The sequence below is a fragment of the Virgibacillus sp. LDC-1 genome (assembly GCF_030137545.1).
Classification (GTDB): domain Bacteria; phylum Bacillota; class Bacilli; order Bacillales; family Amphibacillaceae; genus LDC-1.
In genome coordinates, this window is record NZ_JARUVL010000013.1 from 46442 (window position 1) to 62288 (window position 15847).

The following is a 15847-nucleotide window of genomic DNA, read 5'->3' on the forward strand; positions in this document are numbered from 1 at the left end:
TACAATTAGAGGGAGTTCATTCCTCTAGGTGCCCCATGCCTTTTTTAGTGCCATCCGATGTGGGTGGAAAAATAATTCTTTATTTTCATGGGAAACTATGTATGCGGATTTCTCTAATAAGAAAAGTCATCGAAGATAGGAAAGGAGTAATTACGATGTTTAAAAATTTATTTAAAAAACCAGCAAAAGAACAAAAATTATATGCACCTTTAACTGGTAACGTCATTCCATTGGAGGAAGTGCCAGATCCAGTGTTTAGTCAAAAAATGATGGGAGAAGGAATGGCAATTATTCCAACCAATGGGCAAGTACTTTCTCCTGTGAATGGAAAGGTTATTCAAATTCCAGAATCAAAGCATGCAATTGGATTGTTGTCAGACGATGGAGCAGAGGTTCTAATCCACGTAGGCTTAGAAACAGTTGCTTTAAAGGGAGAAGGATTTGAACTAAAGGTCGAAACTGGAGAAAAGGTAACAGTTGGACAGCCTTTATTAGAGTTTGACTTAGAATATATTCAGAACCATGCAAAGGATATTGTCACGCCAATGGTTATCACGAACAGTAATGAAGGTGAAAAACAGTTTACATTGACAGATGAAAAGAAAGCTAATGCCGGGAAAACAGTTATCATAACGGTTTCTGAGTAAGAAAGTAAACAGGTTGATACAAGGATATCCGCGGAACCGTTTTCATAGAATGGTAATAGAACAATAGTATGCTATTCAATAATGATGTATAAGGAGGTGTCTTCCGGTGAAAATAATAAAAATCCTAAATAATAATGCAGTCGTCATAGCAGATGGGGAACAAGAAAAAATCGCCATCGGCGCAGGGGTTGGGTTTCAGAAAAAACGAAATGATATTGTCAATCAAAGTAAAATAGAAAAACTATATGTATTAAAGGAAAATGAAAAGCTTCAACAGCTTCTGTTAAGAATACCGGAAGAACACCTTATTCTTTCAGAAGAAATTATTTCCTATGCAGAAAAACAACTCGATACAAAATTAAATGAGCATGTTTTACTTGCGCTGACCGATCATTTATCCTTTGCGATTGAGCGAGAAGAAAAGGGTATTCATCTGAAGAATAAGCTGTTACAGGAAATTAAAATTTTGTACAAAAAAGAGTTTGAAATTGGGCTATGGGCTATCCAGCATGTAAAGGAAAAACTTCAGGTTGAAATGCCGATAGATGAGGCAGCCTATATTGCCCTTCATATACACACAATGAAAATTCAAGGAGGTGATTTACACGAAACAGTTCGACAAACAGCAATTGTACGAGACATGGTTAAGACGATCAAGCGCTTTTTAAACATTGGACTGAAAGAGGACGATGTCGCTTATGAACGGCTTATGACACATCTTCGCTTTGCCTTAATGAGAGCAAATCATTATGAGGTACATTCCATGGATGTAGAAATGCTAGAAATGATTAAACGAAAATTTAAATTGTCTTTTGAATGTGCCGTGGCTGTTTCAAAGCAGTTGTCCGCAACACACGGAATCCATTTACCTGAGGAAGAATTAGGCTATATTACACTTCATATTGAACGCTTACGGAAATATCAATGATTACTGACTTTATTAATATCTTTTTTGAGAGCGGATACACATTCATCTGCTTTGATTAGAAGTGAAGTGTAATAGAACGGCAGGAAAATGTAAGTAAGCATTTAAATGATGAAAGGGAGGAAAACAAAATGATGAAATATTTTCAACGACTCGGTCGTTCATTAATGCTACCAGTTGCAGTATTACCGGCAGCAGCGATTTTAATGGGTATTGGATATTGGATCGACCCTTCAGGCTGGGGGGAAGGAAGTGCAGTTGCTGCTTTCTTAATTAAAGCAGGATCAGCAATTATTGATAATATCCCAATCTTATTTGCGGTAGGTATTTCGTTAGGAATGGCGAAGGAAAAGGACGGTTCCGCTGCATTAAGTGGATTAGTTGCTTTTCTAGTTGTAACAACTCTACTCTCTACGAATACAGTAGCTCTTTTACAAGGGATAGATCCAGAGAGTGTCAACGCAGCATTTGGAAAAATTAGTAACGCTTTTATCGGGATTATCTCAGGTATTGTTGCAGCGAATATGTATAATCGCTTTAGTCATGTGCAGTTACCGGATGCACTTGCCTTCTTTAGTGGAAAGCGATTAGTTCCGATCATGACATCCTTTGCTATGATCTTAGCAGCAGCGGTATTATTCTTTGTTTGGCCGGTTATTTATACTGGATTAGTAAACTTTGCAGAATCGATTAGTAAGCTAGGCGCTGCAGGTGCTGGTTTATACGGCTTCTTTAACCGCCTTTTAATTCCAACTGGACTACACCATGCTTTAAACTCGGTGTTCTGGTTTGATGTTGCCGGAATCGATGATATCGGTAAGTTTTGGTCAGGTGAAGGCGTAAAAGGTGTTACTGGAATGTATCAAGCAGGATTTTTCCCAATCATGATGTTTGGTTTACCAGCAGCAGCTTTGGCAATGTACCACACTGCAAAAACAAAACGTAAAAAACAAACTGCTTCTTTAATGCTTGCAGCAGGTTTTGCAGCTTTCTTTACTGGTGTTACAGAGCCGATTGAATTCGCATTTATGTTCCTTGCTCCTGCACTTTACTTTGTTCATGCGGTTTTAACAGGACTATCATTAGCCATTGCGGCAATGTTTAACTGGACAGCAGGATTTGGTTTTAGTGCCGGGTTTGTCGACTTTTTCCTAAGCTCAAAACTTCCATTAGCTAATGAACCGTATATGCTTATTGTACAAGGACTTGTCTTTGCGGTAATTTACTATTTCTTATTCCGTTTCTTAATTACAAAATTCAATTTAAAGACTCCTGGTCGTGAGGATGAAGAAATTGTGGAAGAAGTAACAGGAGATGAGAGTGGAGATAAGCAAGATAGATTCGCTCTAATGGCTGCTAAAATCTACGAAGGTTTAGGCGGTGCAGAAAACGTTACTTCAGTAGATAATTGTACTACGCGATTAAGAGTCGAAGTAAAAGATATGGATAAAGTGGATGAAGGAAAAATTAAAGCAACAAATGTACCTGGAATTAATGTAGTTGGAAAACATAGTATCCAAGTCATAGTTGGTACAAATGTTCAATTCGTAGCCGATGAAATAGGCAAGCTACGTGGTAAAAAATAATCATTCAAAGATAGAAGTAAATACAATTGACTAAAAAGCTTGGGGATATCCCCAAGCTTTTTGTCATATTCAATTAAAGTCTCCTTTAGTCTAATTAGGATTTTTATGAATAAAAGCTTTTATTCTCGTGAAAAACTAATTTAACTGAATACAAGGAGATTTTAAAATGAAAAAAACTTTATTGTTCCTACTTATCCCTATATTCTTGTTCGCAAATAGCGTGGAGTCTAAAGCCAAAACAGAAATAATCCCACAAAATCAATATCCTTCTATAATGGAGTTAGCTTTTTTAAGATTTCTTGGTAGTACAATTCTTGAAGTGATGGATGCACATGATGATAGACAATTATTTACATACGAGCGAATTGAAAAAATATCAAGGGATATAGAAAACGATTCGTATGATGTTTCATTAAGAGTGATTGGATTTGAAGGCCCACATAATCCTCCTTTCAAGTTGATTCGTACGACAATTCGAATACCTGGAGAAAAAGACTCTAAATACAGTGTTTTATCTTACGAGCATCGGTTTATTTCCAAAAAGGAATTAGGTGAATTGACAAAGTATATTGATTAAAACTTAAATTGTTGCTATTGGGAAGAGTTGACGAGAGCAAGTCAAGCTGTTAATTCCACTTCACTAGAAAATTCGATAGTGTCCTTTAAGGCAGAAAATAACAGGGATCCTAATGATAATGAATTATTTTTCTTAAAGCAATTTGTTAATGACCAAATTATTCAGTCACAATAATTTCATCGAGAACATCAATCAAATAGAAACAGTAGCCATCTCATTAGTTGAAATGAGGTGGCTTTTTAGTCGTAATTCACATAGAAACGTTAGACAGCTGCTATAATCTACGTGAAATGGAAAGCATTCGTATATTAGGTTTCTTCTTTTACGTTCTCTGAACAGACGCTCGCGCTTGCTTCGTGGTAAAATAACAGGAAGCATATGTGAGGTGATTCGAATGTATTTAACAATAAAAGAGACGGCAGAGTATTTATCGATAGATGAAGCAAAAATTGAAAAACTCGTTCTTCAAGGACGTATTCGAGCAGTACATGATGGGAAGCAATATTTAATTAATCAAGCGCAATTTAAAACCCATTTTGAGCAGGTAGAAAAATACCGTGAAATGATCGAAGCCTATTTACGGGAGCCAATTCCTGAAGATATTGATGTGAAAGATGAAGATTAAGAAGATACAGCTTACTGCTTTTTCCATAGCGGCTGACCTAAGAGAAGACTAACCCTCACAATGAACTTTTTTTAATCCGATATGAAATTGGCTTCGTGCAATCGTTTGTGAAGTTGGATCATCTATATTAGGAAATCTTTAGGATTAAAATTTGAAAAAGCAAAAGTCCAGAGATCATAAAACCCGTGCACGGAACTTCTAGTTCAGTGCGCGGGTAATTTTGTCTACATTTTCCTTACTTAAAGGGTTATTAAAGTCATGATTGATTCTGGCAGCCGAACCAACATGGTATTCCGATGCTCCAAGTTGGTTGTGAATCAATTCAATATTATTTGTGCTTATTCCGCTTCCTACTAAAATGGATGGTCCATCAAGCTCCTTGGAAAGCGCTATAAGATGTTTTAACTCTTCAATTGCTTCCTCAGCTTTTGGTTTTCCTCCAGAAGTAAGAATACGTTTAATGTTTTCCTTGTATTTCGTTAATGTTTGGTAGGCTTTAGTTTGTGATTCCACTGCATCAAAGGCACGGTGAAAGGTTATATCAAAATCAGGTGCAAAGGAGATTACTTTATCGAGTAACGGTTCGTCAATTTCCCCTTCAGAAGTAATTGCTCCAAATACAATTCGATTTCCTCCAAGCTCGCGAATGATAGAGATGTCCTCTTTGATTGTTTTCCAGTCCTTTTCATCATACACAAATCCAAAGCTATGGGGACGAACCATGATTTGTACGGGAATCGTAACGGCTTGCAATACATTCTTAATCGTGCCGTAGCTTGGTGTGAGTCCGCCTTCTTGCATGGCACTGACGAGTTCGACGCGATCTGCACCTAGCTGCTGTGCTTGTAATGTATCTTCCTCATGAAGGGTAATGATTTCTAATTTCATTCTGCAACGCTCCATTCTATGTTAATCGATTATTGGTGCTTTGGAAATAACTCTTCCTTTTCGTCCATAAGTTGTTTCTGCATAATGTAATGAATTTATAACCGCTTCTTCTGTTGCTTCAATGACAGCTTGAAAGAGCTTGTTCATTATTGGATGGTCATCCCGGATAAACGAGTACGCTGTAAGAGGCATTTTCTCCGTATGTGCTTGGCGATTAGCGGTGGAAAATGCAATTGCAATATCACCACTTCCATTCGCAATCGTGCTTCCTGTTCTTCCTAACCCCGCTGTTGCACGTTTCGCAAGCCGTTTAAGCTGACGATCATATAAGGGTGCATCAGTTGCAACGATAATCATAATCGATCCATCAGGAGTTTCTATGTCATTTGTTGCCCAATCTGCAAATAGTGCGTCCTCCCGATTACCAAAATTACTTAATACAAGACAACCGACTGTATATTGATCGACTATGCGCGAAGAAGAACCAATGCCTCCTTTATAACCGAAGCAAACCATTCCTTTTCCAGCACCGACTGCACCTTGCTCTACAGGACCACTAGCTGCGCGCTTAATTGCTTCGAAGGCATGCTCACGTTGAACGGCCTGCAGTCGAATTGAATTTAAGTAACTATCATTGCACTCACCAACAACAATATTGATCGTGCTTGTTGTATCTCCTATTGTTTTATCCGCTTTCAGCATGTAATCAAGCGTCCCTTGTAAAACGGCTCCAACAGAAAATGTATTCGTTAGCATGATAGGAGATTCTAAAAGCCCTAGCTCATCCATTTGAACGAGACCTGTAGTCTTTCCGAAGCCGTTGATAACATGACAGCCAGCAGGTAGCTTTTCCTGAAAGGTGTTTCCTCCATGAGGAAGAATAGCAGTTACTCCGGTGCAAATAGTATTCGCTTCATCAATTTGTTCATATAATGTAACATGTCCTACGTTGACACCATGCACATCTGTAATGGCGTTATACGTTCCTTTTGTCAGCTTCATTGCATCCCCCCTATGAAAGGTATCAGGATCTAATACCTTTATTATAACAAAAGGTTGAAGTGGGGACATGCTTCTTTCATGAGGTTTTTGAGCCATTGACTCAATATCGTGATTAGGAAAAAGCTACCTTGTTATAGAGTTTAGGCAGGACGAGATGAACGTTTACCCTTTTGTTTTTCTGTAAGTAGAAAAAAATGGACCGCCTTTCATCAAATTTTCACATTGCTTCGCTATGCTGAAATACAGATGAGTAGGTAATGGAGGATGTCGAATGGCAGCAATGTGGAAGTTAAGTGTGATTGGGATTATTATCGCAAGTTTATTAGCGGGTTTTATCTTTTATTATGTAACAAGTCTATCAGCAAAAAAAGAAAAGAAAAAACAAGCCGAAACAATACTTTCTCTTCTTATTAATTTTGTTATTTTTATTTGGGTAGGGAAGATCGTATTGAATATCGCTTTGTTTATAAAGGATCCACTTGTTATATTAGCGTATCCAAGTGATTCCAAGGCTTTTTATTTTGCCATTTTAGCGATATGCGTACAGGTTGCTTATAAAGTAAAGCGGAAGCAATTAGATGGGTATCTTTTAGTTACTTCATTTATTCCCATTTTTTTGTTCGGTTCGTTAACGTATGAGTTTATTCAAATGGTTTCACTTGGCGATGATATCGCCTTTAGTTACATCGTGTTACTCGTTTTCTTAGTATTGCTGTATTTGTTGCTGCAAGGGAAAACAAGATGGATGACAGCTTCTTTTTTCGTCATGTTTCTATGGAGTATAGGAAAGCTACTTCTCTTGTTCTTCGAGCCTTATACGAGTGTTTTTGGATATATGTTACATCCGATTTTCTATGCGGTAAGCGCAATTTTGTTTTTAAGTGTATTGATAAGAGAATTTAAGAGGAGGTTGATATAGATGGGTGCTGCGGCAGACATAACGATTTGGCTAGCATTTGGGGCAGGGGTTTTATCCTTTCTTTCTCCATGTACATTGCCTTTGTTTCCAGCGTATCTTTCGTATATTACTGGGATAAGTGTGAAAGAATTAGAACACAATAAAGCGATAAAGATTCGAAGTAAATTAATGCTTCACTCGGTTTTCTTCTTAATCGGTGTTTCATCGGTTTTTATCGGCTTAGGTATCGGAATATCTTTTCTTGGACAATGGATTCAAGGCTTACTAGCCGGCACAACAGGTATTTTCATTCAGCGAATTGCAGGGATTTTTATCATTGTAATGGGATTGTTTGTAGCAGGCTGGATTACGATTAAACCATTTATGAAAGAAAAGCGCTGGAACATTCGTAAAAAACCGGCAGGCTATATTGGAACCACATTTGTAGGAATGGGCTTTGCTGCTGGATGGACTCCTTGTATTGGTCCAATCTTTGCATCCATTCTTGTTGTTGCGGCTACAAATCCTACGCAAGGAACCATTTATACACTAAGCTATGTACTTGGCTTTGCTGTGCCGTTTCTTGTTCTTTCATTTTTTCTTGGATCAACACGATGGATTGTTCGTCACAGTCAAAAAATCATGAAGGTTGGCGGAGCAATTATGATTGCAATGGGAGTGCTTTTATTTACCGGACAAATGACACGGATTTCTAATTTCTTGTTACGCCTTGTGCAGGATACATGGCTAATGAACTTAGGTTGATGAATGGAGGGTTATAGATGAAAAAAACGATTTTAATTGTTGTTATTGTAGGGATGTTTGCTTGGGCAGTGTATGATTTTACGATGGACAATCGAAAGTCTGCTTCCGAAAATGAAACCACTGAACAGGAGGAAAAGCCATCTGCTGATCAAGCTGTGACAAAAGACCAAGAGACGGAGAAACCTAAAGTAGGTTTGGAAAAAGGAGACATTGCTCCAGATTTTGAATTAAAAACACTCGATGGTGAATCGGTTAAGTTATCTGATTTTCGAGGCAAGCGTGTGATGCTCAACTTTTGGGCGACATGGTGTCCTCCTTGTCGAGCTGAAATGCCAGATATGCAAAAGTTTCATGAAAATAAAGATGTTGTCATCCTAGCTGTAAACCTGACAGATACCGAAAGTAGCAGGCAGGATGTACCTGATTTTACAAAGGATTTTGGTCTTACCTTCCGTATTTTAATGGATGAAGATCTGTCTGTTTCAACCACGTATCAAATACAGCCTATTCCAACATCGTTTTTAATAGATTCAAAAGGGATTATTCACAATAAGGCTTTTGGTGCATTAAATTATGAGCTCATGGTGCAGGAATTCGAAAAGATGAAATAAAGTGCCTCTATCGTATAAAATAAGAAGTGAGCAAGCTAGTCGAAGCTTAAGATAGTTTGCCTAGATGGGGGTCTTCTTATGAAACAGACGATCTTAGTAGTAGAGGATGACAAGATGATACGTGATCTTGTCCGTATCTACTTAGAAAGACAAGACTATGAAGTAATTGAAGCAAGCGATGGGGAAGAAGCAAAAACAGCTTTTTTAACTTATCATCCTTGCTTAATTATTTTAGACCGGATGCTTCCAAACATACCTGGAGAGCAGTTTTTAGAATGGCTGCAGGATCAGGAAAACAAAGATGTATCCGTCATTCTATTATCTGCAATGGCTCGTATTGATGATCGCATCGAAGGATTACGAATGGGAGCGGATGATTATATTACAAAGCCATTCGACCCGAATGAGCTTGTGGCACATGTGGAAGCAGTATTGCGTAGAACAGGGCAGTATTGTCAAAAAATTGTCCATGACGGCCTTTGTATTAAACCACGCAAAGGAGAGGTACTGTTGCATGATGCGCCAATTCATTTAACAAAGCATGAATTCAGTTTGTTGTATTATTTTATGCAGCATCCAAATGTTGTGCTGTCTCGAGAACAGCTCATGGATGAGATATATCCATATGCCGAGCAGGATGTATCTGACCGTACGATTGATGCCCATATTAAAAAGCTGCGCCGAAAAATAGAAAACAATCCGTCGATGCCTGAGCGCATTCAAACGGTTCGAGGAATGGGGTATAAATTTGCCAGTAAATAAACGGAGACATTCCATTATTCCAAAGGGATTTGTGTGGAGGCTGTCTGCGATAAATTTACTGGTCATTACAGCTGCGATCGGTATAAGTGGTTGGGCAGTGTATGATACGGCATGCTTTCTTGCGCAAGGAATTGGTAACCTTGATGTACAAAGACAACGTCAATTTAATGCGACACTACTTCAATATGTATTAATATTTAGCGTTCTCTTTATCGTTATCGGAGGCGTGCTGCATTTTTATATGATTAACAAGCTCATTGAACCAATTCGGCAGCTTATCGAATCTACAAAGCGAATGCGGCAAGGAGAATATCCAGCACCTGTAGAAAAAACAGGAAATGATGAGGTTGGGCAGCTTGTGCAGCATGTGAATGATTTATTTTTACAGTTGCAAACAAATGAGGCGCAACGAAAAAAGCTTGTAACCGATCTTTCCCATGAATTACGTACGCCATTAGCGAACTTAAATGGATATTTACAAGCATTGGAGCAAGGGGTCATTCACGGAGATGAAAAGCTATTTAAATCCCTATATGAAGAATCAAAGCGACTAACCTCTATGGTAGAGCAATTAGAACTGCTGAAGGAATGGGATTACAAAAGTACAACTCTTTTTGTTGAGAAAAAATGGGTGAGCATGAAAGCGGAGATCGAGCGATGCTGTGCAATGTTTCAATATACGCTACAGCAACGGAATATTCCAATTGAAATCCATATTCAAGATAAAGACATGCTTGTACATATAGAAGGAATCCAGCAAATATTAAATAATTTACTTGAAAATGCGATCCATTATTATGATGGAGAAGGTCCAATTCAAATAACGGGTGAGTCTAGCAAGCATAGCTATTATGTTGAAGTTGCCGGACCTGGAGCGCCTATTGCTATAGAGGATCAGGAGCGTATTTTTGATCGATTCTTCCGATCAGAACAAGCAAAACGAGACCACCGTGCTGGCAGCGGTCTTGGGTTAGCTATTGCCAAGGAAATCGTTGTAATGCATGGTGGTACGATAGGTGTAAGGACAGAAGGAAACCAAAATCGATTTTGGTTTCGAATTCCACAAGACGAAGAAAGTTAATTTCCCCAACGAAAGAAGTCATTTTGAATTGTTGAAAATCCGAGCTGATTCAAACGAATGTTGAATCATAGTTCGGATTTTTCATGTGAGGGATTAAGAGATTGATTCATTTGCGATGAATTAATGGAAAAAAGCGCTGTTCTAAGATACACTAGAGTACGGATAGTTGGCAATGGGGGAGGATTTTAACGTGAAATTTTACATATATCAAATTATAGGAATCGGTATTATATGGACAGGGATGGCTATCTTTTTTGATAAAATGGATGAAATGAGTAAGTTAATATTTTATGTTGTGACATCCTGGTTACTATTTTTAATCGTACTGTTAGGAAAAAAAGTAGTAAGAGACAGGCGCAAGGATTAATGTATTTCGTAATGTAACTATTTTTAATAGAAGAAGGGAAACATATGCTTACAATTGAGAACCTGCAAAAAACGTACGGTGAAAAAACCTTGTTCGACCAGATTTCTTGTGTTATTAAGGAACAGGATCGAATCGGCTTAATTGGTGTTAATGGAACGGGAAAGTCGACCTTTTTAAAGGTGATTGCAGGGCTCGATTCGCCTGAATCCGGAACGGTTCATCATGCAAATGATTATCAGATTACGTATTTAGCACAGGAGCCAAGCTTGGATGCAACGCTTACCGTATTAGAGCAAATTTATTACGGAGATTCCACCATTATGAAAACGATGCGTGCTTATGAAAGTGCGTTGCAGCAGTTATCACGCTTTCCAGAGAGCGAGGATGCACAACAAGAACTGCTTAAGCAGCAGCAACGAATGGATGAACAGGAAGCATGGGAAGCAAATACCGTAGCTAAAACGGTTTTAACAAAGCTAGGAATTATAAACTTTGATCAAAAAATAGCAGCACTTTCAGGCGGACAGCAGAAACGAGTAGCGATCGCGCGGGCATTAATTCAACCTGCTGATTTGCTTATTTTAGACGAGCCGACTAACCATTTAGATAATGAAACGGTAGAGTGGCTGGAGAAGTATTTAACAGCTTATAATGGAGCCTTATTAATCGTAACGCATGATCGCTATTTCTTAAATCGTGTGACAAATCGTATTTTTGAGCTTGATAAGGGTAATTTATATAGTTATGAGGGCAATTATGAAGTGTTTTTAGAGAAAAAAGCAGAACGGGAAGCGTTGGAGCTAGCAAATGAACAAAAGCATGCCAATACGCTACGACGAGAATTAGCTTGGCTCAAGCGTGGAGCAAAGGCGCGGACTACAAAGCAAAAGGCTCGCATTGAACGAGTAACCGAAATGCAGGATAAAACGTTTGATACGAGAAAGTCCGAAATCGAGCTTGAAATCGGTTCGACTCGCTTAGGAAAAAAAGTACTCGAGCTAAAACAAATTAATAAATCCTTTGCAATGAAACGCTGTATTACTGATTTTAGCCAGCTCGTTGTACCTGGTGATCGAATCGGCATTATTGGTCCAAATGGGTCTGGTAAAACAACGTTACTTAATATAATGGCAGCCCGTTTAAGCCCTGATAGTGGAGAAGTGGAGATAGGTGAAACTGTAAAAATCGGCTATTATACGCAAGGAGAGCAAGAACTTGATGGTGATTTACGCATCATAGATTATATCAAGCAGGTTGCAGAGGTCATCTATACAAAGGATGGGCAAGTGGTTACCGCGGAACAAATGCTGGAGCGGTTTCTTTTCTCACGCTCGGAGCAATGGACTTACATCCGACGGTTGTCTGGTGGTGAAAAGCGCCGGTTATATTTATTGAAAATATTGATGACAGAGCCGAACGTACTCTTTTTGGATGAACCGACAAATGACCTAGATACGCAAACGCTCGGAGTGCTTGAGGATTATTTAAATCAATTTCCTGGCGTTGTCATTACGGTTTCTCATGATCGCTATTTTCTTGATCGTATCGTTGATCGCTTATTTGCTTTTACGGGTAATGGAACGATTGACGTTTTTTATGGTAATTATAGTGCGTATTTAGAACAGAGGCTGTTAGATGAAACCAAAATGGAAAAGAAACAAGCTTCCTCTTCAACGGAACGTCTTAAGCCTAAAAAGAAAAAGCTCTCCTATCATGAGAAGATCGAGTGGGAGCAAATTGAAGATGTAATTGCTGAGTTAGAAGATAAGGTAACCGAGCTTCAAGAAGGAATTATCGCTGCTGGGAGTGATTCCGAAAAAGTACAATCATTGTTTAAGGAACAACAAGAAACCGAACAAGAGCTAGAAGCAAAATTAACTCGATGGGAAGAACTTTCATTGCTTGTGGAGGAATTAGAAGGAAACAAGTAGAAAGCAGGTTATTCCGGAACAGTGGAATAGCCTGTTTCGTTTTCGTGGATGACGTAGAGTTAATAAGTAATGTGAGCGGTTGTTTTGAATTAGAGGAGTTGACGATTGATGCAGGAGTTTTTAACACGAAAATGGATAGTTATCCCAATTGCAATCTTTTGTGCGATTTTATGGGGAAGCGCGTTTCCGGTTTTGAAGGTAAGTTATACAGAGATGCAAATGGCGACGAATGATGTCATTGCAAAAATTGTTTTTGCAGGCATGCGGTTTTTAATGGCAGGTCTTATTTTATTAGTCGGATTATTGCTCATGAACCGAAAGGCATTGGCAGTAACGAAAAGGCAGTTTCGGTTTTTAGTCGTATTCGGTATTATCCAGACGGCATTACAATATTTCTTTTTTTACAATGGATTGGCGAACACATCCGGAATGCAAGGGGCGATTCTCGTATCAAGTGGTACATTCTTTACCGTTATTATCGCACATTTCTTTTATCGCGATGACCGGTTGAATAAAGCCAAAGCGATCGGATTAATCGCAGGATTTGCAGGGATTATTGTAGCAAACTGGGGACAAGAAATTAATTTCACCTTCCATTTAACAGGGGAAGGCTATATGATTCTATCTGCTTTAACAGGAGCGATAGGTACCATTATGGCGAAAGAGATGGCGGTTGGAATACATCCATTTGCGTTAACAGGTTATCAATTAACAATCGGTTCGGTACTAATGTTGTTGGTTGGAGTGCCACAAATACAAGAAAATGCGATTGCGTTTACTCCCCTCGGCTGGGGATTGTTAATATATTCCGCGCTCTTATCGGCAATTGCTTTTGCGCTTTGGTATTCATTACTAAAATATAATAAGGCTGGAGAAATTACGATGTATAAATTCATTACTCCAGTTTCGGGCGCGCTTTTATCTGCAATGTTTATTCAAGACGAGAAGCTAAATGGATTTATAATTGGCGGACTAGCCCTTGTCGCTGTAGGAATTGTAGCGATAAATTATCATGGTAGACAGAGGATACCAGCTAAAAACGCATAACATACCGGACTAAAGCGTAAAACAACGATAATATGAATAGGTTGTACTTTACAACATAATAGATAGTAGTATAATTATTATGTTTCATAAGGAAAGGTGGCAACCATTTTGCTTGGGATTGAATTTACATCCGAATCGATTATTGCGCTACTAAAAATTATTGCAATCGATATTATCTTATCTGGTGATAATGCAATTGTTATTGCGATGGCAACAAGAAGGCTACCGAAGGAACATCAAAATAAAGCAATTTTTATGGGGACTGCCGGTGCGGTCGTGTTGCGTGTTATCTTTGCTATTTTAATTGTCTTCCTTTTAAGGATCCCGTATGTGCATTTGATTGGTGGCATACTATTACTATGGATTGCTTATCATGTGCTTGTCGATGATCAAAGTGAAGCGAATAATATTGAAGCATCAAATAATTTGTTTAAAGCAGTAATGACGATCATTATGGCTGATGCGGTCATGAGTCTTGATAATGTGGTTGCAATTGCTGGTGCTGCGAGTGGACATGTTGGTATGATTGTTATCGGTGTGGCCATTAGTATTCCGATTATGATATTTGGATCAAAGCTCATCGTTCGTGTAATGGAAAAATATACGTGGATTGCATACATTGGTTCAGGAATTCTTGCGTGGACAGCTGCAGAGATGATTACTGGTGATGCAAATGTGATTACTATGCTTCATTTAGATAATGCGATTGAAATATATGGAATCATCGTTGGATTAACAGTAGCAGTATTAGGTTTAGGATATTTACGAAATAAAAAAGCATAATACAAAGTAAAACTGCATCATTTCGATGCAGTTTTTTTATTGGATAGGATTATGAAACGAGCGAGAACCGCTCCAACTCGAGCGAGAACAGCCACAATTCGAGCGAGAACATCCCAACTCGAGCGAGAACCCGCCAACTCGAGCGAGATGCACCCAAACTCGAGCGAGAACAGCTCCAATTCGAGCGAGAACATCCCAACTCGAGCGAGAACCCGCCAACTCGAGCGAGAACAGCTCCAAACGATCAAGAATCCTCCCAAACGATCAAGAAACAGGGTGAAACGATCAAGAAACGCTCCAATTCGATCGAGAAACCACCCTAAACGATCGAGAACAGCTCCAAACGATCAAGAATCGCTCCAATTCGATCAAGAATCACCCTCAAACGATCAAGAATCGCTCCAATTCGATCAAGCCTCCGCCCCACATAAGTGAGTCCTCCAACTCTGCTAATCAAGCTATGCAAAACTTTTTCTAGTTAAATAGTGGTAACAGCGGTAAATATGTGTTTAAATTAGATGTATTTAAGGGAACATATTATTAATCGTTCAAAGAGAATAATGGTGGGAGGTTGAAAAAATGAAGCTGTTCCAAGTGAGGAAAGGGCAATTTGTATTTTATGAAAATGAACTCCATAAAGTATATTCTGTAAAGCCAATGTTTAAAAAATCGATTCACTTATACCGCTTGAAGGATATGAAACAAATTTTAACAAAGGCTAGTGAGATTCATTATTATAAGCCAAAGCATAATGATACATTTATATTTTATGGAAAACGATATACGATTGATGAAACGAAGACTCCTGAGGAAGGAGATTACATTCTTATAACAAAGCCAGCGCCTGACTTTCTAGATCACTATTCATTAAATGAAATCGAAAAAGTTGAAAGTGTCGAGGATGGCAATGTTGTAACGACAAGAGATAATGGTGTAAAGCACCATGAATATGTTGTGATGGTTCCTGGACGTGGGGAAGGTAGTCAAGAGATTGCCTATTATGATAAAAACAAGGTTCCAGAATCACAGCAGATTGAAGATGAGTCGATGGAATATTTGGCCGAGAGTGAGGATCGCATTAAACCAGCAGTAGGCGATATTTACCTTGATGTTCAAAATAAAACGAAGGCGATGATTGTGGCGATGACAGAGGATGAAGTGGTTTTCGGTCATGGCTTGAAAATTCATGTTGCTGAGCTTTTAGATGAAAGCAGCTTTCGTATTGTCCACCGAGTAGATGAAGAAATATAAATAAAACAAAAAAAGCTCCTCTTTCACCAGTCTGTTTTCTGGCTGTGAAAGGGGTTTTTTGTTTTCCTTTTTCGTGAATAAAAAAGGTGTTTTATAAATAA

At 38.6% G+C, this 15847-nt stretch carries 17 protein-coding genes; 15 read left to right on the forward strand and 2 right to left on the reverse strand.

Features of this window, described 5'->3' with window-relative positions:
- Nucleotides 1-155: 155 nt before the first annotated feature.
- From QBK89_RS11560 to QBK89_RS11580, 5 genes are all read left to right on the forward strand, one after another.
- Nucleotides 156-647: a PTS sugar transporter subunit IIA gene (locus QBK89_RS11560; RefSeq protein WP_284141205.1), complete on the forward strand. Its 492-nt coding sequence runs from the start codon at nt 156-158 to the stop codon at nt 645-647.
- 106 nt (nt 648-753) lie between these two features.
- Nucleotides 754-1575: a PRD domain-containing protein gene (locus QBK89_RS11565; protein WP_284141206.1), complete on the forward strand. Its 822-nt coding sequence runs from the start codon at nt 754-756 to the stop codon at nt 1573-1575.
- 128 nt (nt 1576-1703) lie between these two features.
- A complete protein-coding gene (nagE, locus tag QBK89_RS11570) occupies nt 1704-3158 on the forward strand; it encodes an N-acetylglucosamine-specific PTS transporter subunit IIBC (protein WP_284141207.1) in 1455 nt (484 codons plus the stop codon).
- Nucleotides 3159-3324: 166 nt separating this feature from the next.
- The gene (locus QBK89_RS11575; RefSeq protein WP_284141208.1) at nt 3325-3735 is read left to right on the forward strand and encodes a hypothetical protein; all 411 of its coding nucleotides are present in this window, start codon (nt 3325-3327) and stop codon (nt 3733-3735) included.
- 394 nt (nt 3736-4129) lie between these two features.
- Nucleotides 4130-4360: an excisionase family DNA-binding protein gene (locus tag QBK89_RS11580; protein WP_284141209.1), complete on the forward strand. Its 231-nt coding sequence runs from the start codon at nt 4130-4132 to the stop codon at nt 4358-4360.
- Between the two features lie 198 nt (nt 4361-4558).
- On the opposite strand, the gene QBK89_RS11585 is transcribed toward QBK89_RS11580, so the two are convergent.
- Entirely contained in the window at nt 4559-5248 is a 690-nt protein-coding gene (locus tag QBK89_RS11585; RefSeq protein WP_284141210.1) for a copper homeostasis protein CutC, read from the reverse strand.
- Between the two features lie 21 nt (nt 5249-5269).
- Entirely contained in the window at nt 5270-6250 is a 981-nt protein-coding gene (locus QBK89_RS11590) for a DmpA family aminopeptidase (RefSeq protein ID WP_284141211.1), read from the reverse strand.
- A gap of 271 nt (nt 6251-6521) precedes the next feature.
- Here QBK89_RS11590 and QBK89_RS11595 point away from each other — a divergent pair, with 271 nt between their 5' ends.
- From QBK89_RS11595 to QBK89_RS11640, 10 genes are all read left to right on the forward strand, one after another.
- Nucleotides 6522-7169, forward strand: coding sequence for a hypothetical protein (locus tag QBK89_RS11595; protein WP_284141212.1), 648 nt, complete (start codon nt 6522-6524; stop codon nt 7167-7169).
- Entirely contained in the window at nt 7170-7913 is a 744-nt protein-coding gene (locus QBK89_RS11600) for a cytochrome c biogenesis CcdA family protein (RefSeq protein WP_284141213.1), read from the forward strand.
- A gap of 17 nt (nt 7914-7930) precedes the next feature.
- On the forward strand, nt 7931-8524 hold the full coding sequence (locus QBK89_RS11605; RefSeq protein ID WP_284141214.1) for a TlpA disulfide reductase family protein: 594 nt from the start codon (nt 7931-7933) through the stop codon (nt 8522-8524).
- Between the two features lie 78 nt (nt 8525-8602).
- Entirely contained in the window at nt 8603-9286 is a 684-nt protein-coding gene (locus tag QBK89_RS11610) for a response regulator transcription factor (protein WP_284141215.1), read from the forward strand.
- Nucleotides 9273-10367 (forward strand): sensor histidine kinase, encoded by a 1095-nt coding sequence (locus QBK89_RS11615; protein WP_284141216.1) that lies wholly within the window; start codon nt 9273-9275, stop codon nt 10365-10367. The genes QBK89_RS11610 and QBK89_RS11615 overlap by 14 nt, the downstream gene beginning before the upstream one ends.
- A 190-nt stretch (nt 10368-10557) precedes the next feature.
- Nucleotides 10558-10734, forward strand: a complete 177-nt coding sequence (locus QBK89_RS11620; RefSeq protein WP_284141217.1) for a hypothetical protein — start codon at nt 10558-10560, stop codon at nt 10732-10734.
- A 44-nt stretch (nt 10735-10778) separates the two neighbouring features.
- Nucleotides 10779-12665, forward strand: coding sequence for an ABC-F family ATP-binding cassette domain-containing protein (locus QBK89_RS11625; RefSeq protein ID WP_284141218.1), 1887 nt, complete (start codon nt 10779-10781; stop codon nt 12663-12665).
- Between the two features lie 108 nt (nt 12666-12773).
- Nucleotides 12774-13712 carry a DMT family transporter gene (locus QBK89_RS11630; protein ID WP_284141219.1) on the forward strand — a complete coding sequence of 313 codons (939 nt, stop codon included), beginning with the start codon at nt 12774-12776 and terminating at the stop codon, nt 13710-13712.
- 117 nt (nt 13713-13829) lie between these two features.
- The gene (locus tag QBK89_RS11635) at nt 13830-14495 is read left to right on the forward strand and encodes a TerC family protein (RefSeq protein ID WP_284141237.1); all 666 of its coding nucleotides are present in this window, start codon (nt 13830-13832) and stop codon (nt 14493-14495) included.
- 579 nt (nt 14496-15074) lie between these two features.
- Nucleotides 15075-15746: a hypothetical protein gene (locus QBK89_RS11640; RefSeq protein WP_284141220.1), complete on the forward strand. Its 672-nt coding sequence runs from the start codon at nt 15075-15077 to the stop codon at nt 15744-15746.
- The last annotated feature ends 101 nt before the right edge of the window (nt 15747-15847 follow it).

What these genes read in the sequence shown, in the direction of transcription:
- QBK89_RS11560 (WP_284141205.1), top strand. Translation starts at nt 156, where the DNA reads ATGTTTAAAAATTTATTTAAAAAACCAGCAAAAGAACAAAAATTATAT.
- nagE (WP_284141207.1), top strand. Translation starts at nt 1,704, where the DNA reads ATGATGAAATATTTTCAACGACTCGGTCGTTCATTAATGCTACCAGTT.
- QBK89_RS11575 (WP_284141208.1), top strand. Translation starts at nt 3,325, where the DNA reads ATGAAAAAAACTTTATTGTTCCTACTTATCCCTATATTCTTGTTCGCA.
- QBK89_RS11580 (WP_284141209.1), top strand. Translation starts at nt 4,130, where the DNA reads ATGTATTTAACAATAAAAGAGACGGCAGAGTATTTATCGATAGATGAA.
- QBK89_RS11585 (WP_284141210.1), bottom strand. Translation starts at nt 5,248, where the DNA reads ATGAAATTAGAAATCATTACCCTTCATGAGGAAGATACATTACAAGCA.
- QBK89_RS11590 (WP_284141211.1), bottom strand. Translation starts at nt 6,250, where the DNA reads ATGAAGCTGACAAAAGGAACGTATAACGCCATTACAGATGTGCATGGT.
- QBK89_RS11595 (WP_284141212.1), top strand. Translation starts at nt 6,522, where the DNA reads ATGGCAGCAATGTGGAAGTTAAGTGTGATTGGGATTATTATCGCAAGT.
- QBK89_RS11600 (WP_284141213.1), top strand. Translation starts at nt 7,170, where the DNA reads ATGGGTGCTGCGGCAGACATAACGATTTGGCTAGCATTTGGGGCAGGG.
- QBK89_RS11605 (WP_284141214.1), top strand. Translation starts at nt 7,931, where the DNA reads ATGAAAAAAACGATTTTAATTGTTGTTATTGTAGGGATGTTTGCTTGG.
- QBK89_RS11610 (WP_284141215.1), top strand. Translation starts at nt 8,603, where the DNA reads ATGAAACAGACGATCTTAGTAGTAGAGGATGACAAGATGATACGTGAT.
- QBK89_RS11625 (WP_284141218.1), top strand. Translation starts at nt 10,779, where the DNA reads ATGCTTACAATTGAGAACCTGCAAAAAACGTACGGTGAAAAAACCTTG.
- QBK89_RS11630 (WP_284141219.1), top strand. Translation starts at nt 12,774, where the DNA reads ATGCAGGAGTTTTTAACACGAAAATGGATAGTTATCCCAATTGCAATC.
- QBK89_RS11640 (WP_284141220.1), top strand. Translation starts at nt 15,075, where the DNA reads ATGAAGCTGTTCCAAGTGAGGAAAGGGCAATTTGTATTTTATGAAAAT.